Source organism: Halobacillus sp. ABR2_026 (assembly GCF_056158545.1).
The window spans coordinates 1,645,159-1,672,102 of the sequence record NZ_JBSWTM010000001.1; the positions used below are offsets into that span (position 1 = coordinate 1,645,159).

Below are 26,944 nucleotides of genomic sequence, written 5' to 3' on the forward strand. Positions count from 1 at the left end.
GGAGGCAGGAAACAATGATGAAAGATATTACAGAAAGCGTACTGGAAGACTGGCTGGATAATGTAAGGCCTTATGCATACGATGGGCAGGTCGCGAATTACATCCCGGCTTTATCGAGAAGCAACCCGGAAGACCTGGCTGTGGCGATCCATTTTCTTGATGGCCACGCGGTTGAAGCGGGTGAAACAGAAGTAAGGTTCACCCTGCAGAGTATTTCAAAAGTCATCTCTCTTGCGCTTGCCTTGATGGATAACGGGGAAACATATGTTTTTGACCGTGTGGGCATGGAGCCGACCGGAGACCCTTTCCATTCGATCTACCGGCTGGAGCAGATCCCGTCCAAGCCGCTGAATCCAATGATCAATGCCGGAGCGCTTGCTGTGACCAACATGATTCACGGCGACACCCCTGATGAGAAGGTGGGGCGTTTGTTAAGTTTTATTCACGAGTTGACGGATGATCATTCTATTGGATACAACCAAGAGGTAGCGAGCTCAGAATTTGAGTCTGCCTTTCTAAACAGATCCCTGCTTTTCTACATGAAACAACATCAGATCGTCACGGGAAGTGTGGAGGAGACGCTTGATGCGTATACGAAGCAATGTGCCATAGAAGTGAATGTCTGTCAGCTTGCCCGGATTGGAGCTTTATTTGCAAATGGAGGAAAAGACATTCAATCGGGACGGCGGATCATTCCGAAGCACCTTGCAAGAATCTGTAAAACGTTTATGGTCACATGCGGCATGTATGACGCCTCAGGGTCTTTCGCTATTAAAGTAGGAATTCCGGCGAAAAGTGGGGTTTCCGGTTCTGTAGTGGCCTCACTGAATACCTTCGGCGGGATTGCTGTCTATGGCCCGAGTCTTGATGAAAAGGGGAACAGTGTCGTCGGTTTGAAGCTATTGGAAATTCTGTCCAATCGCTATGATCTCTCCATATTCTAATTCTTCATTCCTATCTTGCAATTTATCCTGTTAAACGATAAGATGATTAGAAGAAAGACATGTACATTGGAGGGGATTTTTGATGTTGTCTGATGTGGCTGTGGATCATCGTGAAAAAGCCTATGCCCTTCTAAAAGCTGACGCTGATAAGATACTAAGGTTGATAAAGGTACAGATGGACAACTTGACGATGCCTCAGTGTCCACTTTACGAAGAGGTTTTAGATACACAGATGTTTGGATTATCCCGCGAAATTCATTTTGCGGTCCGTTTGAATTTGATCACCAATGAAGAAGGTAAAGCCTTACTGGATAACCTTGAGAAACAGCTGAACGTATTGCATGAGGCTGCTCAGAAGTCATAAATAGAAACTCAAATTGCGACAGGAAATGTTGTGATTTGAGTTTTTTTGTTCTCAAATAAGCTCCCTTCCTGCCAGATAATAAGTTGCGCGGGTGTGTTTTCGGACGAAAATTGTCTGATTTGAAGGAATATTCAAACGTTAAGTAGAATGCTAATAGACAGAACGTTCAAATTCCTATAACAAAGACAAACAGGGAGTGGAATCATGGCTAATACGAACAAAATTAATAAGGTTTTAGTCGCAAATCGTGGCGAAATTGCCATTAGGGTTTTTCGTGCATGTACAGAATTAAACATCCGTACGGTGGCCGTTTATTCTCAGGAGGATACAGGGTCCTACCACCGTTACAAGGCTGATGAAGCCTATTTGGTCGGAGAAGGAAAAAAACCGATTGATGCGTATTTGGACATCGAAGGAATTATTGAAATTGCTAAAAGCGTCGATGTTGACGCCATCCACCCGGGGTACGGATTTTTATCAGAAAATATTGAGTTCGCCAGAAGGTGTGAGGAAGAAGGACTCATCTTTATCGGTCCGACAAGTGAACACTTGAATATGTTCGGAGACAAGGTAAAAGCGAGAGATCAGGCGGTTCAAGCAGATATTCCGGTCATCCCCGGGAGTGATGGACCGGTTAGTGGCCTGAGTGAAATCCAGGATTTCGGGGAGAAACATGGCTATCCATTGATGATAAAAGCTGCCATGGGCGGAGGCGGACGCGGCATGCGTGTCGTTAGAAGTGCAGCTACACTTGAGGAATCTTACGATAGAGCACGGTCGGAAGCACGTGCTGCTTTCGGCAGTGATGAAGTTTATGTGGAGAAGCTGATTGAGGAACCGAAGCATATTGAAGTACAGATCATTGGAGATCGTGATGGAAATATCGTTCACCTGTACGAAAGGGATTGTTCCGTGCAAAGGAGGCACCAGAAAGTCGTGGAGATCGCCCCTAGTGTTTCTTTAAAAGAGGGGGTGCGGGAGGCAATCTGTGAAGCAGCGGTCAAGCTCATGGATAATGTGAAATACATCAATGCTGGTACCGTAGAATTTCTGGTGACTGGGGAGGAATTTTATTTCATAGAAGTGAATCCGCGTGTTCAGGTGGAGCACACGATCACCGAAATGATCACAGGCGTGGATATTGTCCAAACGCAGATCCTGGTCGCAGAAGGGTATGGTTTACATAGTGATCGGATTTCCATACCGAAGCAGGAAGACATCCGCACCCATGGCTATGCCATACAATCCCGTGTTACGACAGAAGATCCTTTAAACAACTTTATGCCTGATACAGGAAAAATCATGGCCTATCGATCCGGTGGAGGATTCGGGGTAAGGCTGGATGCTGGTAACGGGTTTCAAGGAGCAGTCATTTCCCCCTATTACGACTCATTGCTTGTGAAATTATCGACCTGGGCCCTCAGTTTTGATCAGGCGGCCCATAAAATGGTCCGAAATTTGAAGGAGTTCCGAATCCGCGGCATTAAAACCAACATTCCGTTTTTAGAAAATGTCGTTCAGCATAAGCAGTTTCTCTCAGGCGAATATGATACGACATTTATTGACCGCTCTCCTGAACTGTTCGTCTTCCCTAAACGAAGAGACCGGGGGACGAAAATGCTCTCCTATATCGCTGACCGGACGATCAACGGTTTTGAAGGGTATGGAAACCGTAAGAAACCCAGCTATTCCAGGCCGAGAGTACCGGTCGTCAAACATTCCTCACCGATGCCGGAGGGAACGAAGCAGATCCTTGACCAGAAGGGCCCGGAGGGTTTGGCAGCATGGCTTATGGAAAGGAAAGAAGTCCTTCTCACAGATACGACGTTCAGGGATGCCCACCAGTCGCTTTTGGCTACACGGGTGCGTACGAGAGACCTTGAAAATATTGCCGAACCTACAGCAAGGCTTCTTCCAGACTTGTTCTCTATGGAAATGTGGGGGGGAGCTACGTTTGATGTTTCCTACCGCTTTTTGAATGAGGACCCATGGGAACGTTTGCTGAAGCTGAGGGCGAAAGCTCCAAATGTCCTTTTCCAAATGCTATTAAGAGCTTCCAACGCTGTCGGTTACAAAAACTATCCAGATAACCTGATCCGGGAATTCGTTGATAAAAGTGCCAGTGCCGGTATAGATGTCTTCCGAATTTTCGACAGTTTGAACTGGGTGGAAGGAATGAAGCTTGCGATCGATTCTGTCCGGGAAAGCGGGAAAGTGGCTGAGGCGGCTATGTGTTATACCGGTGATATTTTGGACAGCAGCCGTCCGAAATATGATCTAGCTTATTATAAAAAGTTAGCCTTGGAACTTCAGGATTCCGGCGCACACATTCTTGGGATTAAAGATATGGCCGGACTTATGAAACCCGAAGCGGCTTATCAATTGATCAGCACTTTAAAAGAAACCCTCGACATTCCGATTCACCTGCATACGCATGATACAAGTGGAAATGGTTTGTTCACCTATGCTAAAGCGATCGAAGCCGGTGTGGATGTTGTGGATGTTGCCACAGGTTCAATGGCAGGGTTGACATCCCAGCCTAGTGCCAACAGCCTTTATTATGCATTAGAAGGCAGTGCACGAAAGCCGAATGTCGATATTACCGCCTATGAGGAATTGGGGCATTTTTGGGAGGATACGAGAAAATACTATCAGGACTTTGAAAGTGGAATGGTGTCCCCACATACAGAAGTATACGAACATGAAATGCCTGGAGGTCAGTACAGTAACCTTAAACAGCAGGCTAAGGCCGTTGGTCTCGGACACCGATGGGATGAAGTCAAAACGATGTACCGCCGGGTGAATGATATGTTCGGGGATATCGTCAAAGTTACACCATCTTCAAAAATTGTCGGGGATATGGCTTTATATATGGTGCAGAATGATTTGAATGAAGACGATGTCTACGAAAAAGGGGAGACGCTCGATTTCCCAGACAGTGTGGTTGAATTTTTCCAAGGCTATTTAGGACAGCCATATGGAGGGTTCCCTGCAGAACTGCAGCGCATTATATTGAAAGGCCGCGAACCGATTACTGTAAGACCGGGAGAATTGTTGGAGCCTGTAGACTTCAATAATCTAAAAGAGACGTTGTACCATTCTCTGGACCGGCAGGTGACAAGCTTCGACATGATAAGTTATGCCCTCTATCCGAAAGTATTCATGGATCACCATAAATTCAGAGAACAATATGGAGATATGTCAGTCCTTGACACCCCGACCTTCTTCTATGGGATGAGACTTGGGGAAGAAATTGAAGTTGATATTGAACAAGGGAAAACCTTGATTGTTAAATTGGTTTCTGTCGGGGAGCCCCAAATTGATGGAACCCGGACGGTGTACTTCGAATTGAATGGCCAGCCACGAGAAGTAGTTGTGAAGGATGAGAACGTGAAGGCAGCTGTTCAACAACGACCGAAAGCAGATAAATCTGATCCGAAACATATCGGTGCCAGTATGCCGGGCACGGTGATAAAAGTATTGTCCAATAAAGGGGAAGAAGTGAAAAAAGGCGACCATTTGATGATTACGGAAGCAATGAAAATGGAGACGACGGTTCAGGCACCTTTTGACGGTGTTATCAAGGATATTTACGTCGATAACAATGAAGCGATTCACGTCGGTGACCTACTTATAGAGTTTGAATAAGAGAGAGCGGGAGCCAATGAGGTTCCCGCTTTTTTTGAGCAGAATGGAAGACCAATGATCCGCACCACAGCATAGGTGATGAAAACTTTTCCCCTTTCATGCTTACATACAATTTTGGGTTTTAGTAGTACATATAGGGAATAACCACTAAACACAATGGTTGTATGGTCAAAAAATGCGAAAAAACTTGCAAAGTTTGACAGGGTTTGCTAGAAATATAAAGGTATGCTTTTTGAAACATTTATGACTTTCACTCGAGGAACCCCGAGGGGTTGCGTTAAAATCTTGAAGAATGGTAGATAATAAGAGGGAGTGCCGTTTCACAAAGTTGTCACAAATAAATAAAATTCTCTTGTTTAAATAGATAGAACTTTAATTACATGATACAATTATTTTGATGTTTCTTGTCATCCTTTAGGATGCAGGACGGGAATTAGCCCTCGTCGAATCTGCCTATGAACAAGGGGAACAAGGTTCGAGCAGAGGTGGGTAGAAGGAGGAAGATAATACGATGGACAATCCAAGAACAGTCGAGTCTGCTTCTACAGAAATGATCCAAACGAAGACCAATGACCAATCTTTGTTAGCTGATATAAAGAGCTTGATCAAAGTCGGTATCATTAACTCAAATTTGATTACTACATTCGCAGGATTTTGGCTGGCTCTCCATTATACAGGAACGTCCTTTTTTGATCAGTGGGGCACTTTCCTGCTGACGATGCTCGGAACCGCTTTCGTTATTGCAGGCGGTTGTATTATTAACAATTGGTATGACAGGGACATTGACCCGATCATGTCGCGGACGAGCAACCGTCCGACCGTGACAGGAACGATGTCTTTATCATTTATAAAAACATTGGGGATCAGCGTATCCATCCTCGGATTCGTCACACTGCTCCTCACCACTTGGCAGGCAGCCCTGTGGGGGGCCTTCGGGTGGTTCGTCTACGTCGTTCTTTACACGATGTGGTCGAAAAGGAAATATACGATCAACACTGTAATCGGAAGCTTCTCAGGAGCCGTTCCGCCGTTGATCGGCTGGGCTGCTATTGATCCAGGTCTTCAGCTTGAAGCGCTGATCCTGTTTCTTATTATGTTTATTTGGCAGACCCCTCACTTCCTGGCCTTAGCCATGAAGAAAAAGGATGAGTACAAAGCGGCTGGAATACCAATGCTGCCTGTTGTGCATGGGTTCCAGATGACAAAGCGTCAAATCGTAGTATATGTCGCTTGTCTGCTCCCATTACCGATTTATTTAGCTTCTCTCGGCACCGTCTTCTTAATTACAGCATACGTGCTCTCGATCGGCTGGCTGGCCCTTGGGATCGCAGGCTTCTTTATGAAAGACGACTATAAGTGGGCGACATGGATGTTCATTTTTTCTTTGAACTATCTGACAGTCATGTTCTTCATGATGGTCATCGTCACGTTGCCATTCCCATTTTAAAGGACTGACCTCCTTTCTGGAGGTCAGTTTCTAAATAAAAAATGCACTATAAGAGAAAGAGAGGTATGACGCATGAGAGGTTGGATGGGAAAATTTCGTTCCCTATTCTTATTTGGTGCTTTGACCATGCTCCTTACCGGCTGCGGTATTGAAAACATCAGTGCACTGAAACCAAAAGGATATGGCTCGGAATTATTATTTGATCTTATGTTGATCAGTATTGCGATAATGATTTTCGTTTTCGTAATCGTTATGGCCATTTATGCTTTTGTCCTTCTCCGTTATCGTGAGAAAAAGGGACAGGAACACATCGTTCCGAAACAAACAGAAGGGAATAAAGCATTGGAAGTGATTTGGACAGTCATTCCGATTATTTTGCTTTTGGTATTAGCCATCCCTACTGTACAGGCGACTTTCGATCTAGCCGACCAATCGACGCAAGGAGATGAAGGCGTTTTAACGATCGATGTCACAGGAAATCAATACTGGTGGCAATTTGACTACGCAGATCAAGAGGTCTCAACGAGTCAAGAAATCTACATCCCTACAAATGAAAGGGTATACTTAAACATGAAATCCAGTGATGTCATCCACTCCTTCTGGGTACCTGCTATTTCAGGTAAGATGGATACCAACCCTGGTGAGAACATGAACACTATGTACTTAGAAGCTTATGAAGAAGGGGTATACGAAGGTTTTTGTGCTGAACTTTGTGGACCTTCCCACTCCTTGATGTACTTCAAAGTAGTCGCTGTAAGCCCTGATAAGTTTGATCAATGGGTGGAAGATATGCAGAACATCGATCCTGAAGCGACTCCTGAGACTGAAACAGCTCAGACAGGACAAGAGTTGTTCAGCGAAAACTGCATGAGTTGTCACGCAATTGGTGGCGCGTCAGCTGGTGTAGGACCGAACCTTGGTAATTTCGGTAACCGTGAGAAGATTGCGGGAATTTTACAGCCGACGAAAGAAAATCTCGTCGATTGGATCGTCCACCCGGATGAAATCAAACCGGGTAACCAGATGCCGGCTGGAATTGTGGAAGAACCTGAAGCTGAGAAGATCGCTGAATATCTTCTACAGTTGCAGCATTCTGATATTGGACAAGATCTTCCGACCCATAGCGTCGAAGAGTAAGCATTACTAGAAAGAGGTTGAAAAAGGGAGGTTAAAGCGTGAGTACTGCAGTAGCACAAAAACGTGGGCTCGGCGCTGTGATCTGGGATTATTTGACAACCGTTGACCATAAGAAGATCGCTCATCTTTATTTGGTCTCCGGCGGGTTGTTTTTCCTGATCGGTGGGCTCGAAGCCATGATAATTCGTATCCAGTTGATGAAGCCTGACAATGATTTCATCTCGGCTGGATTGTACAATGAAATGATTACGATGCACGGTACTACGATGATTTTCTTAGCGGCTATGCCGCTTATCTTCGCCATTATGAACGCCGTTGTCCCCTTACAGATGGGGCAAGGGACGTAGCTTTTCCATTCTTGAACTCCTTAGGTTTCTGGTTGTTCTTGTTTGGAGGACTTATGTTGAACGTATCCTGGTTTACCGGGGGAGCACCGGATGCAGGATGGACGAACTATGCTCCGTTATCGACCACCTCGCCGGGTCATGGAGTGGACTACTATGTAATGGGTCTGCAGATTTCCGGGGCCGGGACATTAATCGGTGGTATTAACTTCCTCGTCACGATCGTGAATATGAGGGCACCTGGTATGACATACATGCGAATGCCTTTGTTTACATGGTCTGTATTCGTTACGAGTACATTGATTTTATTTGCGTTTCCAGCGTTGACTGTAGGACTTTTCCTTATGATGTTTGACCGTATGTTCGGCTCCGCATTCTTTGATGTAGGTCTCGGCGGTAATGCTATCATCTGGGAGCACTTGTTCTGGATTTTCGGTCACCCTGAAGTTTACATACTGATTCTCCCGCTGTTCGGAGCTTTCAGTGATATCTTTTCTACATTCTCCAAGAAACGACTATTCGGTTATTCTGCCATGGTATTTGCAACCGTTTTAATCGGTTTCTTAGGATTTATGGTATGGGCCCACCACATGTTCACGGTTGGTATGGGGCCAATTGCTAACTCGATTTTCGCTGTTGCGACTATGGCGATTGCCGTACCAACAGGGATCAAAATTTTCAACTGGCTGTTCACGATGTGGGGAGGCCAGATCAGAATGACGGCCGCGATGCTTTGGTCGATCGCCTTTATTCCTTCCTTTACCATCGGTGGAATGACAGGGGTCATGCTTGCAGCAGCTGCAGCGGACTACCAGTACCATGATACGTATTTCGTAGTCGGGCACTTCCACTACGTCATTGTCGGCGGGGTAGCTTTTGGATTATTCGCATCCCTTCATTACTGGTGGCCGAAGATGTTCGGTAAAATTCTTAACGAAAAACTTGGTAAATTGGCGTTTTGGCCGTTCTTTATCGGATTCCACTTGACGTTCTTCATCCAGCATTTCCTCGGTCTTATGGGAATGCCGCGTCGTTACTGGGTTTTCATGGAAGGACAAGGACTTGCTACTGGAAACATGATCAGTACAATTGGAGCCTTCTTAATGGCTGTGGGTACGATTATCTTCTTGATTAACGTCGTTTATACGGCTGCCAAAGGGAAGAAAGTAAGTGGAGACGCTTGGGAGAATGGGCGTACACTGGAATGGTCCATTCCTTCTCCGCCGCCACATTACAACTTTGTTCAAACTCCATTAGTACGTGGGCTGGATCCATTGTGGGTAGAAAAAATGGATGGGAAAGAAGGTATGACCCCTGCGGAACCACTGGGTGATATTCACATGCCGAATGCTTCCATTCTTCCTTTCACCATTTCCCTTGGAACGTTCATCGCTGGTTTCGGATTCATCTACCAAAGCGATGACCCGATCTGGCTGATCGCCGTATTTGCGGGTATGGGAATTACACTAGGGTCTATGTTGACTCGATCCTTGAAAGATGATTTGGGTCACCATATTCATAAAGAAGAGTTAGAAGAAGATATTAAGAAGGGGGTTGGCAAATCATGAGTTCAGAAGATGTACTGAATCCGAAGCGAATGCCGCATGATCCGGAAAAAGCCACCCTTGAAGGTAGAAATAAATTTCTAGGCTTCTGGTTTTTCCTTGGCGGAGAAACCGTACTGTTTGCAAGTCTATTTGGTACGTACCTTGCATTGAATGGCTCAACGCAAGGAGAAAACACACCGGAGCACTTGTTCGGTTTGGAGCTTGTCTTCATAATGACGATGCTTCTTCTGACAAGCTCGTTGACGAGTGTATATGCGATGTACCATATGAAGAACCATGATTTCCAAAAAATGCAGAGATGGCTCGCTGTTACCGTAGTGTTAGGGCTGGGTTTCCTGGGAATGGAGCTGTATGAGTTTTACCACTATATCCATGAATATGGATTTACATTCCGTTCCTCTGCATTTGGATCAGCGTTCTATACGCTTGTCGGTTTCCACGGGGGGCACGTATTGTTCGGTCTAAGCTGGATCGTAGCTCTCATGATTCGTAACCAGAAGCGTGGATTGAACTTGTACAACGCTCCGAAGTTTTATATTGCAAGTCTTTACTGGCACTTCATTGACGTTGTATGGGTATTCATCTTTACAGTTGTTTATCTTATGGGAAAGGTGGGTTAATTCATGGCAGATCAATCGCAATCGAAACCCATTCACCACCAGGAATATGAGAAAAAGCAGCACCGTGAAGAAATGAAGCAGCAGGTGCTGACCTTCGCGATGATGATCCTGTTCACCTTGATCGCCTTCGGTATGGTTATTATGGAAGTGAATTCCTACTTTATCATTCCGACGCTGATCATTTTGGCTGTCGTTCAGGTCGCTTTTCAGCTCTATTATTTCATGCACATGAAGAACAAAGGCCATGACATGGTCGCTCTTATGATGTATGGGGGAGCAGCAGTGGCAGGTTTGACGATCATTACGTTTACATCCATCATCTGGTGGTAAGCCTATACGCTTCACTCTTTAGAAAAAGACCGGATCCCCCGGTCTTTTTCTTTATTTCGGAGAGAGATATGACCAAATTATGAACAATCCAAGAATTCCTTATGTCGCCTCGTTTTTTTGGTGATAATTAGGTAAAATGGAGAGGTACAAGTAAAACAATCTGAGGTGAGACACCAATGTGGTTAGAACTTCAAATATTTGGCTTCCGCGCTTTGTGGAGTCCCTATTATTTCTTATTCGTTTTGTTATTATCCGGTCTTTATTTTTACCTGACAGGACCTGGTCGGAAGAAGGGAACCGAACGTCCGAGTGCATCTCAACAGCTCATGTTCTATTCCGGAATGCTGTTATTGTATATCGTCAAAGGTTCTCCAGTAGATTTGCTTGGGCATATTATGTTCACTGCTCACATGACGCAGATGGCGATCTATTATCTTTTATTCCCGATTTTAGTCATCAAGGGTCTTCCGGTATGGATATGGGAAAAAGTTTTTGGAACAAAAGGAGTGAAATCCGTTCTTCATCTTCTCACAAGACCGTTGATCTCCCTGCTGCTTTTCAATGGTTTGTTTTCCATGTACCATATGCCGGTCATCTTCGATTATGCTAAATCGAGTGAGACAGCCCACGCTGTTATTACCACCATCATCTTGTTCGTCGCGTTTTGTATGTGGATATCCGTGTTCCCACCTTTGGAGCGTTTGGACAGGTTAAGCCCAATATTGAAAATCGGCTTTATATTCGCCAACGGTGTTTTGATTACACCAGCCTGTGGTTTGATTATTTTTGCAGGAGCACCGCTTTATGATACTTATTCAGAAGCTGGAGCATGGATGCAGGCGATGAGTCTTTGTGTACCCGCTGATGTCCTGAACGGCCTTGCTTCTAACTTTAACGGCCCGAGTTACTTCACACCGATGCCTTTGATTGAAGATCAGCAGCTGGGCGGCATCATTATGAAAATTACACAGGAAGTTATCTTCGGAGCTATTATCGCTTATATTTTCTTCAGCTGGTTTAACAAGGAAAGGGATACCATTGATCCGATCCCTAACCATATACAGACAGAATCTTAGAAAGTTGCTATAGAGGGGAAGAGGTGGAAGTATGCCGTTACTGCCGACTTTGAGCACATTTTTCATTGTTTTGAGCGCTGTGCTCGTCGCGATCGGTTGGATACTGATTGTTAAGAATAAAAGAGACGCTCATCGCAAAGTTATGATTGCCGCTGCCATCAGCGCGTTAACTTTTTTCATCATTTATTTGAGCCGGACCATATTTGTCGGCAACACGAGTTTCGGAGGCCCGGATGATGTGAAAATCTATTATACCATTTTCCTGATTTTTCACATTTTACTTGCTACAGTCGGAGCCGTTTTTGGGATCGTTACCTTGACGTTTGCTTATAAACGTAAAATTAAGAAACACCGCAAAATTGGGCCGGTTACCAGTATTATTTGGTTTTGTACAGCGATCACGGGCGTAGCTGTCTACATGCTGTTATACATCATTTATGATGGGGGAACGACTACGAGTATGATCAAAGCCATTTTAGGAACATAAAGAAAAACAACGAACCGAACAGGGTTCGTTGTTTTTTTGGTTTAGGGCAGGGTGGTAGAGGGAATGAGTGTACGGATGCATATATTTCCATATACATAAAGGAAAGGGATGACCTAGAATGGAATTGAAGACAGAGAGGCTGCAGCTATTTCCAATCACATTGGATCTTGCTCAGACACTCATGAAGAACTCGCTCGCCTTTTATTACAAATTTCAGCTTCCCTGGAACAAGAATTGGCCGCATGACGGACTGAAAGCTCTACTGCCGATGTATGCGGAACGGCTGGAAAACGATTCGGATGAGCTTGGATTCGGGCCATGGGTGATCATCGACTCTTCTGGTGAGCATGTGATCGGAGATATCGGTTTCAAAGGAAAGCCTGATGATGAAGGTATCATAGAAATTGGGTATCATGTCGTAGCGTCGGAACGAAATTTCGGTTATGCTTCAGAAGCTGTCCAAACGTTGTGTGAATGGGCGTTTACACAAGCGGGGGTCGAGGGAGTCGAAGCCCAGTGTGATAAAGATAACATTCCTTCTCAAAAAGTTTTGATCAACAATGGATTCAATCATACAGATAGAAGTATGGATATTCTCGTCTTTAAAAAAGAGAAGAAAATCCATCAAAGTAAAAATACGATGAATGAGGAATTATAAAAACCTGAAGCGCTGCTTCAGGTTTTTCTCATGGGAAGGGAGAACAAAAGTTCATTCTCCCATTCTCATCAAATGTTTGGTGGTAGCTGACTTATAACTTGTAATTCCAACGGATGATGCCAGCTTCCTTAGCGGAATTGAAGGCAATCACTACGAGCGGGCCAAGGATGAAACCGAGAAGTCCGATCAACTGCAGTCCAAGGTACATAGCAATCAACGTGGCCAGCGGAGACAATCCGATATGGCGTCCCATCACTTTCGGTTCTACGGTTCGGCGGATGGCCAGCAGGACGATTGCAAGGAGGCCGAGTTTCGTTCCCATTGCGATATCACCTATGATCAGCATATAGATGGACCATGGTCCGAGGATGACGATGGAGCCGATGATCGGTACGAAATCGATCGCCCATATAATGAGGGACATGATCAACGCTACGTCTGGAGCGATCCATAATAAACCAATCAGCGACACGACAAAAATGATAATGCTCACAAGAAATTGAGCTTTTAGGAACCCGAAGACGACATAGGATAAGCGGGCATTCATGAACTTCACTTTTTCTGATGTCGCTTCAGTGAATTGATCATGCATCTTATCTCTCAGACGAGGAAGTTCAAGCATGAACAAAAATAAAGCAATCAAATAGACGAGAAAACTGACGAGCAGCTCGGGAATTTTAGCGGCTGCCGCGGCAATGTTGGACAGTTGAAGTTTCTCAGTGATGGCTGTCGTTGTCCGGTCGATGGCGTTCATCATTTCGGATGTGACTTTATCGACGAACTCCTTTGGCATAGTCTGAGAGAAACTAGCCATATGATCTTCCCAGTCCAAAAGGACGTTATTGATTTGGTTGATGTACTGAGGCGCATTATCCGCAAGCTGTACGATTTGAGTGACAGCTCTTGTCACCGCGAAGGTTCCAAGCAGTCCAAGGAATACAAGGAACAGTAAAAAGACGATCGTAACAGACATCTTCCGGTTAATCCGGAACTTGAACTGAATCAGCCTGACAGCGGGATTCAGGAACAAGGCTGTAACGAAAGCCAGGATCAATGGAATAGAGACAGGTAATATGAAATAGCCTGCGATGATGAGTAGAGCGGATATCAATAAAAGGATCCACTGCTTTTTTGTTAGATATCGGAACAATTTATGTAAGAGTCTCCTTTCCTCCCGTAAACCGGACGAGTGTCCAATCTTTACTTCCTTTTAAAAAAGTCGCTCACCATACAATGATGTGCGACTGTGATTCACCCTGACTAAAGGGTGAACGAATATATTCAGCGGTCGGAGTCCGTAGATAATTCTTCGACTTTTCTCAAGACTTCCTCGTTTTCGTTCTCTTCCGCCCATTTTTTCAGTTTGTCCAATACCACATGCTCAGGAACCTGGCTGTGATACTTCTTAGCAGGTGTTTGAACCTTTGAAACCAATGACTTGGCTTTTGAAATGATGCTGTCCGTAAATCCTTCCTGGTGGCCGTATTCCACACCATGAGGATAATAATGACGACCAAGAAGCGGCTTCATCAGACGGACGACGGCATCTCCTTTATCGACATCACCTTCAAGGGCGAATCCTTGGATGCGAATGTAGTACGTGATGTTTTTTTCTGGAGCCGGTAGTTTGTAATCGTAAGTAACACGCTCATAATCCCAGGACCCACCGAGGATGAATCCATTACTTTCCATGATTTCTGTCAATGGTTTGTAGTCAACGACGAGACCTTCAATCCCAGTGCCTTCTAATTTCATTTGTTCCACCTCGCAATAGTTATGTATCTTACCTTATTTTAGTATGAAAAGGTAATGGTTGCAATTTTGGCACGATGTTGTCGTGCCGATACGTTTAATATCTGTGATTCCTATCTCATTATACTATAAAAGGAAAGCGGATGCATGTAATAAATTTGGTGAAAAGGGGACAATAAACAGTGATCTTGATTAATGAGGAGGATCTTTCATGAAAACCGTAAAAGATATCATGACCAGCGATGTCTCCATCTGTCATACCAATGACCAGTTGAGTGACGCAGCTTCTATGATGAAAGAAAAGAACGTCGGAGCTATTCCTGTATGCGATGACCAAGGGAACGTCATGGGTATGGTTACTGACCGTGACCTTGTTATTCGTGGGTATGCAGCGAAGAAGCCGGATACAACACCTATCCAACAAGTGATGAGTGACAGAATGTACAGCTGTACCCCTGATTGCTCACTGGAAGAAGCAAGCAGGATTATGGCCGAACATCAAGTTCGTCGTCTGCCTGTCGTTGAGAGCGGGAAACTTTCCGGCATCCTCTCGTTGGGCGACTTATCCACAGAAGAAATGTCTGATCATGCCGCAGGGGTTGCCTTGCAGGATATTTCTGAACGTCCTGAGCTTCACTAATCACCGAGCCTGCTTTTTGAAGCAGGCTCTTTTCTTTGACCTGTAGACGTTCATCTCTTCCTAATCATAGCCGCCTGTGGTAAAGCTTATACATAGTATAAACGGGTCATTGATGAAGGGATGATCTTTATGAAGAAAACGATGATATTATATACAGTCCTTTTTTGTTGTATAGGTGTTGTCCTGTGGATTGTATATTCTCCTGAAGAACCGATAGTGGATCAAAAATCGTCCTTCCCTGCTATGGAAGCGAGTGGGGAAAAGCAAGAGGAACAGGCGAGAGAATTTTTTTCTTTTCGTGAGATGTCTGCTGCAGAATTGGTGGAGACCCTCGGAGCCCCGGTGAGGAAAGACCCTAGTGAGTACGGATATGAATGGTGGGTCTATGGTTCAGGAGAAGGTGTTGACAAACAGTTCGGAATTATGGATGGGCTGGTGGTCACAGGGGTTTTATTCCAGGAAGAAGAAGGGATGATCCGCATTCATGATTCTTATGATCAGGTAGAAGATGATTTTGCATTTCAATCCTCTTACCGTCTCGATAGTGAAGGAGCTTACACATTGAAACTCAGTGAAAAAGACATCACTGAACGACCGGTCATTTCCATAGATGAAAGATGGTCCGCCCAGCTGTATTTTGATAACGTGGATCAAGAAATTTTCGCTGTCCGAATGTTGAGGAACGACATCCTTCTCAAGCACCAACCCTATAAAGTGATCTACCGTGGTTCGCTCCCTTTAAAAGAAAATTGGAAAGAAACGGCGTGGAGGGAAATTGAAGATGGGATGGAAGCTCAGGTTTTTTCAATAACCAATGAAGTCCGGAAACTACATTTCAAAGGTTCACTTTCGGAACATGAAGGTGCGGCTCTAGTTGCTTATGACCACAGCCGGGACATGGACCAAAACAATTATTTTTCCCACTATTCCCGGAATGGAGACGGGTTAAAAGAGCGTCTGGGTAGCCTTACATATGTAAGAGCTGGTGAAAATATAGCGACACAATATGTTGATGCAACTGCAGCTGTTCACGGGTGGTTGAACAGCCCGGGACATCGAAAAGCTCTTCTGGATCCCCACTATACACATCTTGGAGTCGGTGTATACCACCGGTACTATACCCAGAATTTCCTTACGGTACCATGAACGCCTACCCTCCTTCTGCATAGGCTATATTGTAGTTCTTACAGTGAGGTGTAAAGGTATGAGTACAAATGAATTGCACCCGAGCGTCCAGCAGTTCAAAGCCTTTGTCCAAAAACACCCGAAAGTGAAGGGGCAGTTGAGAAAGAATCATAAGTTGATTCAAAGCTATTACGAGAAATACATGATTCTCGGAGAAGACGATCCTTTTTGGGATTCCCTTCCATCGGTGAAAAAAGACAGTTCGCAAGCGAAGATGGACTGGATCAAGCAACTGGGTGTCATGATGGAGGATATCAACTGGGAAGAAGTTTCAAGGCAGATTGATGAACTGAACGGCGCCATCGGTCAATTTCAACAACTGATCTCAAACGCCAGGAAAGATTCCGGGAAAAATCAAAAGGAAATGGAATACCCTTATTATTAAGGAATGTGGCAGGTGGAAAAGATCCCTCATTTCCATCTGCTTTCCTATTTGATATGATAGAGGTTGGAGGTGGACATGTACTATGCTAGCTACAATGGAAATTGTCGATCTGCTGGACAGTTCTGAGTCAATCGGTCAAATGGTTATGCAGTCCGAGACTATGCGAGATTATCGAGAGGCTAAAGAAGCTCTTGAAAATGATAAAGAGGCGCAAAGACTCATTAAAAGCTTTGCAGATATAAAAGAGCATTATGAAGATGTTCAGAGGTTCGGCCGCTATCACCCGGATTATAATACCATCATGAAGAAAGTCCGCTCCGTAAAAAGAGAGATGGATATGCATGAAACGGTAGCTCAGTTCAAGAAAGCAGAACGGAGCATTCAGAATCTTCTGGATGAGATTAGTGAAAGTGTCGCATTCAGTGTAAGTGAACAAATCAAAGTGCCGAAAAATGGTATGGCCCTCACCGATACGGGGTGCAGTGGCGGTTGCGGCAGTGGAGGAAGCTGTGGTTGTGCTTCTTAAGGTTCAGTAAACCGGATACAGTCGTCGCACAAGTTCCCACAGCAGAACATTTTCCGCTGTGGAACGAGAAAGCGGACACGATAGACATAGATCGCCTGATTCCTGCGGACAAAACTCATCGCAAGGGTCAGGCGTTTTCCTTTCATAGCTTTTGATGCACACCATTTCAATGTATCCTCGACTTCACTTTTCGTCGTTTCTTTTTCAAGATGTAAATAGACAAATGGGATACCGGCGATCTTTTTAAAGTGGACGTGCCGGATCTTATCTGATTTTTGCAGGAGTTCTTCGAATATAAGGTTGGCGCGTTCGTGATCTGTGAACATACAGCCTCAGCCTCCTCATTGCCGTGGACAAAGATCTTTGGTAAACTGACGGTAATCTATAATGTTCGACGGGGAGTAGTGGAAACAATGATGCGAACAAAAAGACAAGGAATGATCGTCTATTTTCAACATATGAAAAATATAAGACAAATTAAAAAGCACGGTCATTTGATTCACGCTTCGAAAAAAATGAAATACGCCTTAGTATATGTCAATGTGGAAGAACTCGAGCATAAAATGGAGAAACTCGAGCGTTTACCTTTCGTTTCCCGTGTCGTCCCCTCTTATAAACCTGAGGTACGGACAGAGTACGAAGGAACGAAGCCTGATAAAGCTAAACAGTATGACTATAAAATGGGAATATAAGTGTACGAAAAAAAGCGTCCGTTTAAAGAGCGGACGCTTTTTTCTGACGTGATTCAGCTTAAGGGGGCAATGAATTTATTCATACGGAGAATGCCGATCAAATGCTGATAAAACAGTTCTGTTTCTGGAAACAGTTGGGAAGGCTTGATTGTGAATTCTGCGACTTCTTTTCCTGCCTGTTCGACCATTTTTTGGAACATATCAAAACGTTGATTCGGTTTTTCGTGCGGGTTCGGTATTCCTTCTCTGCAAATATAGATCGGTTGGAATTTATCATGGTGAGCTGGCTTCATCACTAACGCAAGGGAGGTGACGGGCTCCCCGTTTTTTTCACAATAAAAGGCGATGGCATGCTGGATCCGGTCAGGCATACGGGCCCCAAGATCGACCAGCTCATAAATATCCGCATACCCTTCGCCAAGTTCGATAAATTTTTGTATCATAGTTGTGTACGCCCTTTCTATTAAACAATCATGATAAACGTAGCACGAAACCTCATGCATGTAAATTGGGAAAGGAGGGGGCTTTGTGAGCCGATTATGGATCCCACTCTTTTTGCTTGCCAGTATATCGACGCTGATCCTCCTGTACCAATGGGATCAAGCGGAACAAGCGCAAAAGAACGGAAGTCCGTCTTCCCGGTTGGATGTAACGATGACGGTAAAAGAAGAAGAGTTGAAGTTTGAATATACATATGAAGAATTGAACGCAGGAATATATGTCATAAAAGCCCCAGATCAGGCAGATAATTTTGAATGTACTATAAAGGATCGACCGTGCCGCGTGGTACAAAAAGACACCCCTGAAATGATTTTGGAGCAGGGGGGAGAGGTGCTTGTTGAATATACAATACCTGCTTTACCTGGGGGAGCTAACCTCACCGATTGGATGATGGAACTGAAAAAGGAGGCATGGATCGATCAGACACCTTTCTCCCTAACGATTAAGGATTACGCCACTATGGAAGATCCTTGGTTGGTTCCCACAGCCAAGTCTGATGATATCCGACTGGACAATCTACGTTATTACAAATTCCCATCATTGGAGCGTTCACTTCCACTAGTTCGAAAAGGAGAAAGTTCTATCTGGGCAAAGGGAGAGAGCGTGATCACTTACATGGGAGCAGAAGAGCTCTCCGACGGAGTTAAACAGGCAATCAGTCGTCTTCTAAACGACACTGGTCCTGTCATGATCCGTCTTGATCAGTCCGAAACGTCCGTAAACGGAAAGCTCCTGCAAGCGGAAGGAAGAAATGTTAAAGAACTTCAAGGCGCGTATGTACTGAAGCATTTAAAAAAAGTTACAAAAGAAGAACAGCCTTGGGAGTACCGGATTATAAAAGACATATGGACCGGTCCAGAAACGACGATGGGACAAGAGGTAACGGCCGCTTTAACTGCTGATGAATTGGAGAAGTGGAAGGAATACCTGCTCCAGGCCGATCGTATTGAAGATTTAGGGAGGTTCCTGGATGATAAGCTGGCTTTGGTGTATGGAATGAACACTGTCTATTTTCAAAACCATGAAAAAGCGACCAGCGCTAAGCTTTACTTCCGTGAAGAGAAAACAGTTTCGCTGGAAGACAGGGGCGTAACCGATCACGTCATCTCTTATCAAAGGTCTTCTTATTTATCATTAAAAGACATTAGCCGGATCATGAAGTATGAACTTGAAACGATAGAGGAGGGCGTTTCCTATCGTGTAGGAATCCCTGGAAAAGACTATCGCTTCTATATCAGCGAGCCAACTTTTATCGTTGATCAAGAACAGTTCGGGATCGGGGATGGCTTGTTGATCATGGTCAAAGATACCCCATATATTCGGATCCAGGATTTACGGGACTTATTTGAAGTTTCAATCACCGTGGAAGAAACGTAATGTCATAGCGCTGTCAAATGTAGGTCTTGATATGTCAGCTGACATATCAAGACCTTTCATTTTTTTATGCTGGTATTATCCGACCGATGCTGTAGAGAGATAAAACTTCAGTCCAGGTACGTTTGTAGTGGGGGCAGAAATACAAAGATATCCTAATCGCAAAAGTTTTACACCTGCCCAGCAGCACAAAAAATAGGGCCGTCCATTACGGGCGGCCCCGCTTTTTTGGATCATCCGAGATGAAACAAAAAAGTAAAGGGAGAGGAGAAACCGGAGGAAGAGCTTATGGGGATGTAAGCCTTCTCCGTTTTCAGAAGCAGTATCATCCGCTTCAAATGCTAGTATGGTCTTTGCTCCTCGTGATTATTCACAGATTCAGAAAATATTTAGCCGGAGAACCTCATTTATGATCTAAGGGAGTCACATTTCTCCGATACTTCCCTGACGCGTCTGTTTTATGGTAGGATTATGGGGAATGCTGACAAGTGAGGTGTACACGATGCGAGTGATTGCTGGTGAATATAAGGGACGAGCGTTGAAATCTGTCCCTACACATAAAACCAGACCGACGACAGACAAGGTCAAAGAAGCCGTTTTTCATGGAATTGGTCCTTTCTTCGAAGGAGGAAATGCACTGGATCTTTTCGCTGGAAGCGGGGGTCTCGGAATTGAATCTCTGAGCCGCGGCGTTGATTCTTGTGTCTTCGTTGATCAACAACAAAAAGCGATACAGACTATTCATGAAAATATTAAACTGCTCGAACTTGAAGAACGGACGGAAGTTTTCAAGACGGATGCTCTCCGCGCAATCAAAGCAGCAGGGAAGCGGGGCTTGAAGTTCCACTATATCTTTCTTGATCCTCCCTATAAAAAGTTTTCCTATAATGACTTGATGGAAGCGCTTTTAGAGCATGATTTGGTAGCCGAGAACGCCATCATCGTCTGCGAACATGATGCTTCAGAGAAAATACCTGAAGAGGTCGGGCCATTGAAACGAGTAAAAACCGATCTTTATGGGAGTAATATCGGTGTATCGATTTTTGAGTAAGGAGAGAAGGGTATGACACGTATAGCAATTTGTCCGGGAAGTTTTGATCCGGTTACATATGGTCATCTGGATATCATCCGGAGGGGAGCTAAAGTCTTTGATCATGTGATTGTAGCGGTTTTCAATAATCAAAGCAAAGCTCCTTTGTTCGATGTCAATGAACGTACGAAACTGCTGGAGGAAGTGACGAAAGACATGGACAATGTCTCCGTTGATGCCTGCAGCGGACTACTAATGGATTATGCTGAAGAAAAAGGGGCTCATGCCATCATTCGCGGGTTGAGAGCCGTCAGTGATTTCGAATATGAAATGCAGATCACTTCGATGAACCGTAAGCTGAACGAAGATATTGAAACGTTTTTTGTCATGACGAACAACCAATATTCATTCTTAAGTTCGAGTATTGTCAAAGAAGTAGCAAAATACCGGGCGAATATCAGCGATTTAGTACCACCGCCGGTAGAAAAAGCACTGTCCGAAAAATTTTAACAGATAAAAAAACGATTCCTGGTTATCCAGGAATCGTTTTTTTATGCTTTCTTATGACTTTTAAAGTCTTTGAATGATTACAGGTTATCTAGTCCAGGGGGACTCCGCCTTCGTTCTTTGCCGTTCACTGTTCCACTTAACGGCAATCATCAGCATGATCATGACCAGCGTGATTGGGGGACCGTATACATTGAAAAATTCGAGGATGGGCAAGGTGAAACTTTCATTCGGATTCCAAATCGGCATACTCTGCTGTTGAAAAGGCCGGTAGACGTAATATAGCAGGTACATGAGAGCGGCTGCGATAATCCCATGCGCAATCCTTGCGACTGCATAAGGTTTGAAGCGGATGTCCGTTTCTGCAAGAATACTTGCGATCTGAGCTTGGATCGAGAACCCGTGAAAACCCAAGATGAAGCTGACCACCAGCAATTGGGCAAGCAAAGGCTCGTGGGTTTCGGTAATCGCGCCGATCCCTGTCGTTAATTCCAGCATACCTGCCGTTAAAGGGACGTGGAAGCTGTTTGGTAAGCCTGTATACGATAATATATGCGAAAAGATGTGAATCGCACCCGTTTGTTTCAAAAGCTCAGTGAGTACAGAAAAGAGCATGATGAAGCCTCCAACCATGAGGAGGGTGTCCACAGATTTTGTTACGGCATCACCCATTAGCTTTCCCATCGTGCGGCCGTCCTCCAGGCGTGAATGATGCATTTTTAAGAAGGCATCCTTCCAGGAAGCAGATGCTCTATCCATCGTCGCCTCCTGATCATTCTTTTTATAGTAACGCATCCCGATCCCTACGAGGAAATTCCCGCCATAGTGGGAAATAGCTATAAGGATTCCGAGGCTGGGATCGTGAAAGAACCCTACAGCGATCGCTCCGAAAATGAACAGAGGACTGGAAGCATTCGTAAAAGCCACAAGCCTCTCCGCCTCCACCCTAGTGACTTGTCCTTTTTTTCTTAAATCAGCGGTCCATTTTGCACCAGAAGGATACCCGCTGGCCATTCCCATCATCCATACGAATCCACCGCAGCCGGGAACATTGAACAGTGGTCTCATGAAGCGCTCGCTGAGCGATCCGAGACCATGGACGACGCCGAACCCGATCAAAAATTCAGCCGTAATGAAGAAAGGTAGAAGGGAAGGGAATACAATTTCCCACCATAGATCAAGTCCTCGTAAACTGGCGGATAGAGCATCCCGGGGATAGAGGATCAAGGAAACCGCAAGCGCTGATGCGAGCAGCGTCAATACGGCTGTTTTCAATTTTGAAATGTACAACGCCCCCTTACAAATGGCTGTTTTCTGTACTTCTCATTATGGGAATAGTAGAATAGGGATAGATTTCGACGCGTGCTCAAAGGTTGTCTCTATTCCATGTGTACGCTCATAAGGGAACGGTTTATTCCATAAAATAAACCACATGGATGAAGGAGGGATGACAAGTGGGCAGACCGAAAATCGGGTTGGCATTAGGTTCTGGCGGGGCACGAGGCTTTGCGCACTTGGGGGTTCTGAAGGTCCTTCGCGAACATGATATTCCCGTCGATTTCATTGCTGGAAGCAGTATGGGAGCGCTCGTCGGCGCTTTTTTTGCTGCCGGACAGAGAATCGAAGATATGTATAAACTCGCCTTTACATTCAAGCGTAAATATTATTTGGACTTCACCGTTCCTAAGATGGGGTTTGTACAAGGGAAGAGGATCAAGGAATATATCCGCCTCTTTACGTTTGGAAAAAATATCGAGGACTTTCAAACACCGATGTCCATAGTGGCCACAGATTTATATGCAGGTGAGAAAAAAATCTTCACGTCAGGATCAGCAAGCGAAGCTGTCAGGGCTAGTATCGCTATCCCTGGAATATTCGTTCCTGAGAAAATTGGTGACCGGCTCTACATAGACGGAGGAGTCATTGATCGTGTGCCTGTTTCTGTCGTGAAAGAGATGGGCGCTGCGTTTATCATTGCCGTTGATTGCGCTCATTTCGATTCCGATCCAAACATCAATTCCATTTATGATGTCATTACCCAAAGCATCGACATTATGCAGGATGAACTTGTAACAGCCATCGGTGTCTCCTCCGATACGGACGTGATGATCAAACCTGATGTTTCAAAGTACAGCTCACGTGCATTTACAAACATACAGGAAATTGTAGGGGCGGGGGAGAAAGCAGCGGAAGAAGCAATCCAAGAGATCAAGAGAAAACTCGCTGCGTGGAAGGAGTCAATGGACGAATGAAAGCAAATCGAAGACTGATTATTACTGGAATTATTACCGTACTTATTGTGGCATTTCTGGGGGCATTCCGCCTTCCCTATTATATTTATAAGCCAGGAACAGCTGATGCATTGAATGATATTGTGCAAGTGGATGGTGGGTTTGCAAGTGATGGAGATATGCATCTTGTGACCGTACGTGGAGGACAAGCGACGCCTATTCAATGGCTGCTGGCAAAAATCCGTCCTTTCCATCAGATTTACCCGCTTGAAGATATCCGGCCGGAAGGGGTTACCGAAGAAGAGTATTTCCATGCTCAGCTGCAAATGATGGAATCCTCTCAGGAAGCTTCCAAAGTCGTATCTTATCAAGCGGCAGGCAAGGACATTACGATTAATTATGAAGGGGTCTATGTCATGAATGTAATGGAAGGCATGCCCGCTGAAAAACTATTAAAAACCGGTGATCAAATTGTAAAAGTGGATGGTAAGGAAATTAATGAAACGAGCGATTTGATTGACTATGTAAGTGATAAAAGTGATGGGGAATCCGTAACCCTTACCCTCACCAGGGATGAAGAGACGATTCAAAGGGACGTGGAGCTCGCTCCTTTTCCTGACAATCCTGATAAAGTGGGGGTAGGCATCTCGCTCGTTACAGACCGGACGGTTGATGTAAGTCCGGAAGTGAAGGTGAAAAGCGGTGAGATCGGCGGTCCGAGTGCCGGGCTAATGTTCTCCCTTGAAATTTACGATCAATTAACAGAACCAGATCTTACTAGAGGTTATGATATTGCCGGTACGGGCGAAATCAACTATGAAGGTCAGGTAGGCAGAATCGGTGGTATCGATAAAAAAGTGGTGGCTGCCTCTGACCACGGCGCTGATGTTTTCTTTGCTCCAAATGAAGAAGGAAGGGACGGTTCGAATTACCAGGTGGCAAAAGAGACCGCAGAAGAAATCGAAACGGATATGAAAATCGTTCCGGTCGACACGTTCCAGGATGCGCTCGAATATTTGGAGAACCTTGAACCAAAGCAGGAATCATAATAGAAAAGCCGCTCCTAATGGGAAGCGGCTTTTTTTATGTCAGAATGATCGGTGGGCCGTATTCCCTTTTTAACAACTCTACCCTCTTTTCCGGACTGAGTACACTGTAATAGGCAGCAGCGGCTCTTGCTTCCATGTCCAACATTTCATGTGTCAGCTGCTGGGGCTGTGTGATGAGAGGAATGGCTGCCGTTTTTTTGAGGGATCGCAAATATGTTTTTCCCGCGGCGGACATCCCTAGAATACGGGCATATGGAGGCGGCGTTTCCCTTAGAAGGATGCGAGCTTCCTGTTTATCCGTACCCGCAAGGATGTGCGTAAGTGTCCGCTGAAGCCGTGTCCACGTATATCTCTTCGTTTTTAAGGTTGAAAGGAATTGATGGAAGCTTGTAGCTTTCTTCATGGTCCGTTTTAATCGATATTCCAGTCCTTCATCCACTCCATGAAAACAACGGAGCGTGCTTTCCTCCATCGTCAATATTTTGTACTGGAGCAGATGGAAGTAAGCCTCCCAGTTGTGCCAAAGCCCGATATGGTCTTTATACTTCTCAAGGATTTCGACGGTGGATGAAGGAAGGGAGTCTTTGGATTTTCTGGTCATGTCACCTATATGGAACAATTCCTTGCGGATACTTGTTGCACTGGCGATCGTTCCATTGATCTCTTCATCATGGTAGTGATTATTCTTTCTTAGCACCGTCAGAGGTTCGACATCAGGAGCATAGGTTAGAAGCTGCTTCACATAACTGTACCCAAGGATGTTATTCGGCTGAGTGAGGTCGATGGATCCTGAAGGAAGAGCGACAGATTCGTACCCCAGTCGTGAAGCTTCTGGGAAAGAATATCCCTCGTTCAGATACTTCTTCACCGTCTGGTCATATTCTTCCTGGTGTTTGTTCATATGGTCAAAGGCACGAGTGAATGCCTGGATATCCCCGCTCTCACTACCGAAGCATAGGCTGTCCATGCCGAGTTCAGCTAACGTTTGGACGGCTCCCTGGCTGAAGTAATCGCTATGTTGGACTGCATAGAGGAAGGGAAGCTCTATTACGAGGTCCGCTCCTCCGTGCAGAGCCGCTTCCGTCCTATGCCATTTATCAATGAGAGCAGGTTCCCCACGCTGTAAAAAATTCCCGCTCATAATGGCGATCATGCAATCAGCTTGTGCATGTTTTTTTGATTCCTCCAAATGATAAAGATGTCCATTGTGAAAAGGGTTATATTCCACGACGATCCCACACGATTTCAATTGAAATCCTCCTATCTCATTCTTATCTATTGAACAAGTGTTTGGTTTATTTTATCATGATACTATGGAAAATTCGCTTTCCTTACCACAAATATTATGAACGGCATGAGAATAAGGTTGAGCTGTAAAGAAAAAATATTGACAAATCGGCAAAATCCTTTTACAATAACTCTTGTTGCCATGAGGTGATAACTATGAAATTTCCTCTACAAAAACTCAAACAGACAGGCGATGAGCCGTTCTATTTTGAGGATGACGTAGATATTCGCGAATTAGAACAACTGAACAATGACATTCGCAGGATTTCCCCTGTTCATGTCAAAGGTCAAGCAATGACTCGAGGAAATGATATAACGGTAACTTTTTCGATTGATGGAGAAATGGTGTTGCCTTGTGCCCGAACGTTAGTTGATGTGACTTATCCATTTCACATTGATGCTCTGGAGGCATTTAATCTGTCACCTTACCATACAGAAGAAGATGACTCTGAAGTTCATACCGTGAATGGAGAAGTGCTTGACTTAACGCCTTATATCAAGGAAAATGTACAGTTGGAGATTCCGACTCGCGTTTTTTCCAATGATGATGAGGCTCATGAAGCAGCCCCCCAGGAAGGGAAAGGCTGGCAGGTGGTTACAGAGGAACCAGAGGAAAAGAAAGTGATGCTCGAATGGCTAAACTGCAATCATTATTAAATGAAAAAGAGAACGAGTAAACATTTCGTTATGGTTCTCAGAAATCCCTTAAAGGAGGTGTACAACATGGCAGTACCTAAGCGTAAAACGTCTAAAAAAGTCAAAAACCAACGTCGTACTCACAAGAAACTTCACGCACCAGGAATGGTTCAGTGTGATAACTGTGGCGAGTACTCCAAACCACACCATGTTTGCAAATCTTGTGGACAATATAATGGAAAACAAGTGGTGAACGACTAAGTTCATTAAAGAAAGGCCTGACATCCGTCAGGTCTTTTTTTATGTTCACAAACTCTTCCACTAAAGCTCCCTATACTTGAAGACTCAGTTTCGAGACTTTTGTTGAGTAGATGGGGCTGCGGGGAATAGCTCGCTTTCCGCGGGAGCGCGGTGAGCCTCCTCGGACTTCGTCCTGTGGGGTCTCACCCTGCACTTTTTTCCCGCAGGAGTCTCCCCATTCCCCTCCGCCCTTCGCCATATAAGTATCTCGAAACCACTTATGGAA

At 44.8% G+C, this 26,944-nt stretch carries 28 protein-coding genes and 1 pseudogene; 23 read left to right on the plus strand and 6 right to left on the minus strand.

Annotated elements, in window-relative coordinates; all coding sequences use genetic code 11:
- Positions 1-14: 14 nt before the first annotated feature.
- The 11 genes and pseudogenes from glsA (at position 15) to ACXADE_RS08595 (ending at position 12,623) form a co-directional block, all read left to right on the plus strand.
- Positions 15-944 (plus strand): glutaminase A, encoded by a 930-nt coding sequence (gene glsA, locus ACXADE_RS08545; protein WP_474980057.1) that lies wholly within the window; start codon positions 15-17, stop codon positions 942-944.
- Between the two features lie 82 nt (positions 945-1,026).
- The gene (locus ACXADE_RS08550) at positions 1,027-1,308 is read left to right on the plus strand and encodes an Fpa/YlaN family protein (protein WP_474980058.1); all 282 of its coding nucleotides are present in this window, start codon (positions 1,027-1,029) and stop codon (positions 1,306-1,308) included.
- A 204-nt stretch (positions 1,309-1,512) separates the two neighbouring features.
- Positions 1,513-4,956: a pyruvate carboxylase gene (gene pyc / locus ACXADE_RS08555; protein ID WP_474980059.1), complete on the plus strand. Its 3,444-nt coding sequence runs from the start codon at positions 1,513-1,515 to the stop codon at positions 4,954-4,956.
- A 511-nt stretch (positions 4,957-5,467) separates the two neighbouring features.
- Positions 5,468-6,403, plus strand: a complete 936-nt coding sequence (gene cyoE / locus ACXADE_RS08560) for a heme o synthase (RefSeq protein WP_474980060.1) — start codon at positions 5,468-5,470, stop codon at positions 6,401-6,403.
- A 72-nt stretch (positions 6,404-6,475) separates the two neighbouring features.
- Positions 6,476-7,540, plus strand: coding sequence for a cytochrome c oxidase subunit II (gene coxB, locus ACXADE_RS08565; RefSeq protein ID WP_474980061.1), 1,065 nt, complete (start codon positions 6,476-6,478; stop codon positions 7,538-7,540).
- 38 nt (positions 7,541-7,578) lie between these two features.
- Positions 7,579-9,452 (plus strand): annotated as a pseudogene (ctaD, locus tag ACXADE_RS08570) (cytochrome c oxidase subunit I).
- Positions 9,449-10,072, plus strand: coding sequence for a cytochrome (ubi)quinol oxidase subunit III (locus ACXADE_RS08575; RefSeq protein ID WP_474980062.1), 624 nt, complete (start codon positions 9,449-9,451; stop codon positions 10,070-10,072). The pseudogene ctaD and the gene ACXADE_RS08575 overlap by 4 nt, the downstream one beginning before the upstream one ends.
- A 3-nt stretch (positions 10,073-10,075) precedes the next feature.
- On the plus strand, positions 10,076-10,402 hold the full coding sequence (gene ctaF, locus ACXADE_RS08580) for a cytochrome c oxidase subunit IVB (protein ID WP_474980063.1): 327 nt from the start codon (positions 10,076-10,078) through the stop codon (positions 10,400-10,402).
- 176 nt (positions 10,403-10,578) lie between these two features.
- A complete protein-coding gene (gene ctaG / locus ACXADE_RS08585; protein WP_474980064.1) occupies positions 10,579-11,478 on the plus strand; it encodes a cytochrome c oxidase assembly factor CtaG in 900 nt (299 codons plus the stop codon).
- A gap of 31 nt (positions 11,479-11,509) precedes the next feature.
- Entirely contained in the window at positions 11,510-11,965 is a 456-nt protein-coding gene (locus tag ACXADE_RS08590) for a DUF420 domain-containing protein (protein WP_474980066.1), read from the plus strand.
- Positions 11,966-12,083: 118 nt separating this feature from the next.
- Entirely contained in the window at positions 12,084-12,623 is a 540-nt protein-coding gene (locus ACXADE_RS08595) for a GNAT family N-acetyltransferase (RefSeq protein ID WP_474980067.1), read from the plus strand.
- Between the two features lie 91 nt (positions 12,624-12,714).
- On the opposite strand, the gene ytvI is transcribed toward ACXADE_RS08595, so the two are convergent.
- Together ytvI and ACXADE_RS08605 are read right to left on the minus strand one after the other, a co-directional pair.
- Positions 12,715-13,773 carry a sporulation integral membrane protein YtvI gene (gene ytvI / locus ACXADE_RS08600; RefSeq protein WP_474980068.1) on the minus strand — a complete coding sequence of 353 codons (1,059 nt, stop codon included), beginning with the start codon at positions 13,771-13,773 and terminating at the stop codon, positions 12,715-12,717.
- Positions 13,774-13,904: 131 nt separating this feature from the next.
- Positions 13,905-14,378 (minus strand): YugN family protein, encoded by a 474-nt coding sequence (locus ACXADE_RS08605; RefSeq protein ID WP_474980069.1) that lies wholly within the window; start codon positions 14,376-14,378, stop codon positions 13,905-13,907.
- 208 nt (positions 14,379-14,586) lie between these two features.
- On the opposite strand from ACXADE_RS08605, the gene ACXADE_RS08610 reads away from it, so the two are divergent.
- The 4 genes from ACXADE_RS08610 to ACXADE_RS08625 all read left to right on the plus strand — a co-directional run bounded on the left by ACXADE_RS08610 (position 14,587) and on the right by ACXADE_RS08625 (position 17,111).
- The gene (locus tag ACXADE_RS08610; RefSeq protein WP_474980070.1) at positions 14,587-15,015 is read left to right on the plus strand and encodes a CBS domain-containing protein; all 429 of its coding nucleotides are present in this window, start codon (positions 14,587-14,589) and stop codon (positions 15,013-15,015) included.
- A gap of 129 nt (positions 15,016-15,144) precedes the next feature.
- Positions 15,145-16,161, plus strand: coding sequence for a CAP domain-containing protein (locus ACXADE_RS08615; RefSeq protein WP_474980071.1), 1,017 nt, complete (start codon positions 15,145-15,147; stop codon positions 16,159-16,161).
- Positions 16,162-16,219: 58 nt separating this feature from the next.
- Complete coding sequence (gene ylbD / locus ACXADE_RS08620) at positions 16,220-16,585, plus strand: spore coat protein YlbD (protein ID WP_474980072.1); 366 nt, start codon at positions 16,220-16,222, stop codon at positions 16,583-16,585.
- A gap of 82 nt (positions 16,586-16,667) precedes the next feature.
- Entirely contained in the window at positions 16,668-17,111 is a 444-nt protein-coding gene (locus ACXADE_RS08625; RefSeq protein WP_474980073.1) for a YlbF/YmcA family competence regulator, read from the plus strand.
- Here the strand turns inward: ACXADE_RS08625 and ACXADE_RS08630 are convergent.
- On the minus strand, positions 17,108-17,437 hold the full coding sequence (locus ACXADE_RS08630; protein WP_474980074.1) for a hypothetical protein: 330 nt from the start codon (positions 17,435-17,437) through the stop codon (positions 17,108-17,110). The genes ACXADE_RS08625 and ACXADE_RS08630 overlap by 4 nt on opposite strands.
- An 87-nt stretch (positions 17,438-17,524) precedes the next feature.
- Here ACXADE_RS08630 and ACXADE_RS08635 point away from each other — a divergent pair, with 87 nt between their 5' ends.
- Positions 17,525-17,803 (plus strand): YlbG family protein, encoded by a 279-nt coding sequence (locus ACXADE_RS08635; RefSeq protein ID WP_474980075.1) that lies wholly within the window; start codon positions 17,525-17,527, stop codon positions 17,801-17,803.
- Between the two features lie 53 nt (positions 17,804-17,856).
- Here ACXADE_RS08635 and ACXADE_RS08640 read toward each other — a convergent pair whose 3' ends face one another.
- On the minus strand, positions 17,857-18,246 hold the full coding sequence (locus ACXADE_RS08640; RefSeq protein ID WP_474980076.1) for a DUF7147 family protein: 390 nt from the start codon (positions 18,244-18,246) through the stop codon (positions 17,857-17,859).
- A gap of 85 nt (positions 18,247-18,331) precedes the next feature.
- On the opposite strand from ACXADE_RS08640, the gene ACXADE_RS08645 reads away from it, so the two are divergent.
- From ACXADE_RS08645 to coaD, 3 genes are all read left to right on the plus strand, one after another.
- Complete coding sequence (locus ACXADE_RS08645; protein WP_474980077.1) at positions 18,332-19,681, plus strand: hypothetical protein; 1,350 nt, start codon at positions 18,332-18,334, stop codon at positions 19,679-19,681.
- A 475-nt stretch (positions 19,682-20,156) separates the two neighbouring features.
- Positions 20,157-20,729, plus strand: a complete 573-nt coding sequence (gene rsmD, locus ACXADE_RS08650; protein ID WP_474980078.1) for a 16S rRNA (guanine(966)-N(2))-methyltransferase RsmD — start codon at positions 20,157-20,159, stop codon at positions 20,727-20,729.
- 12 nt (positions 20,730-20,741) lie between these two features.
- The gene (gene coaD, locus ACXADE_RS08655) at positions 20,742-21,218 is read left to right on the plus strand and encodes a pantetheine-phosphate adenylyltransferase (protein WP_160913009.1); all 477 of its coding nucleotides are present in this window, start codon (positions 20,742-20,744) and stop codon (positions 21,216-21,218) included.
- Between the two features lie 84 nt (positions 21,219-21,302).
- Here coaD and ylbJ read toward each other — a convergent pair whose 3' ends face one another.
- Complete coding sequence (gene ylbJ / locus ACXADE_RS08660) at positions 21,303-22,505, minus strand: sporulation integral membrane protein YlbJ (RefSeq protein ID WP_474980079.1); 1,203 nt, start codon at positions 22,503-22,505, stop codon at positions 21,303-21,305.
- Positions 22,506-22,669: 164 nt separating this feature from the next.
- On the opposite strand from ylbJ, the gene ACXADE_RS08665 reads away from it, so the two are divergent.
- Positions 22,670-23,467: a patatin-like phospholipase family protein gene (locus ACXADE_RS08665; RefSeq protein WP_474980080.1), complete on the plus strand. Its 798-nt coding sequence runs from the start codon at positions 22,670-22,672 to the stop codon at positions 23,465-23,467.
- A complete protein-coding gene (locus ACXADE_RS08670) occupies positions 23,464-24,495 on the plus strand; it encodes a SepM family pheromone-processing serine protease (RefSeq protein WP_474980081.1) in 1,032 nt (343 codons plus the stop codon). Before ACXADE_RS08665 ends, ACXADE_RS08670 begins: the two co-directional genes overlap by 4 nt.
- Before the next feature lie 34 nt (positions 24,496-24,529).
- Here ACXADE_RS08670 and ACXADE_RS08675 read toward each other — a convergent pair whose 3' ends face one another.
- Complete coding sequence (locus ACXADE_RS08675) at positions 24,530-25,744, minus strand: nucleotidyltransferase (RefSeq protein ID WP_474980082.1); 1,215 nt, start codon at positions 25,742-25,744, stop codon at positions 24,530-24,532.
- A 194-nt stretch (positions 25,745-25,938) separates the two neighbouring features.
- Here ACXADE_RS08675 and ACXADE_RS08680 point away from each other — a divergent pair, with 194 nt between their 5' ends.
- Both ACXADE_RS08680 and rpmF read left to right on the plus strand, forming a co-directional pair.
- On the plus strand, positions 25,939-26,439 hold the full coding sequence (locus ACXADE_RS08680; protein ID WP_474980083.1) for a YceD family protein: 501 nt from the start codon (positions 25,939-25,941) through the stop codon (positions 26,437-26,439).
- 66 nt (positions 26,440-26,505) lie between these two features.
- Positions 26,506-26,679, plus strand: coding sequence for a 50S ribosomal protein L32 (gene rpmF / locus ACXADE_RS08685; RefSeq protein ID WP_035505553.1), 174 nt, complete (start codon positions 26,506-26,508; stop codon positions 26,677-26,679).
- Positions 26,680-26,944: the final 265 nt, after the last annotated feature.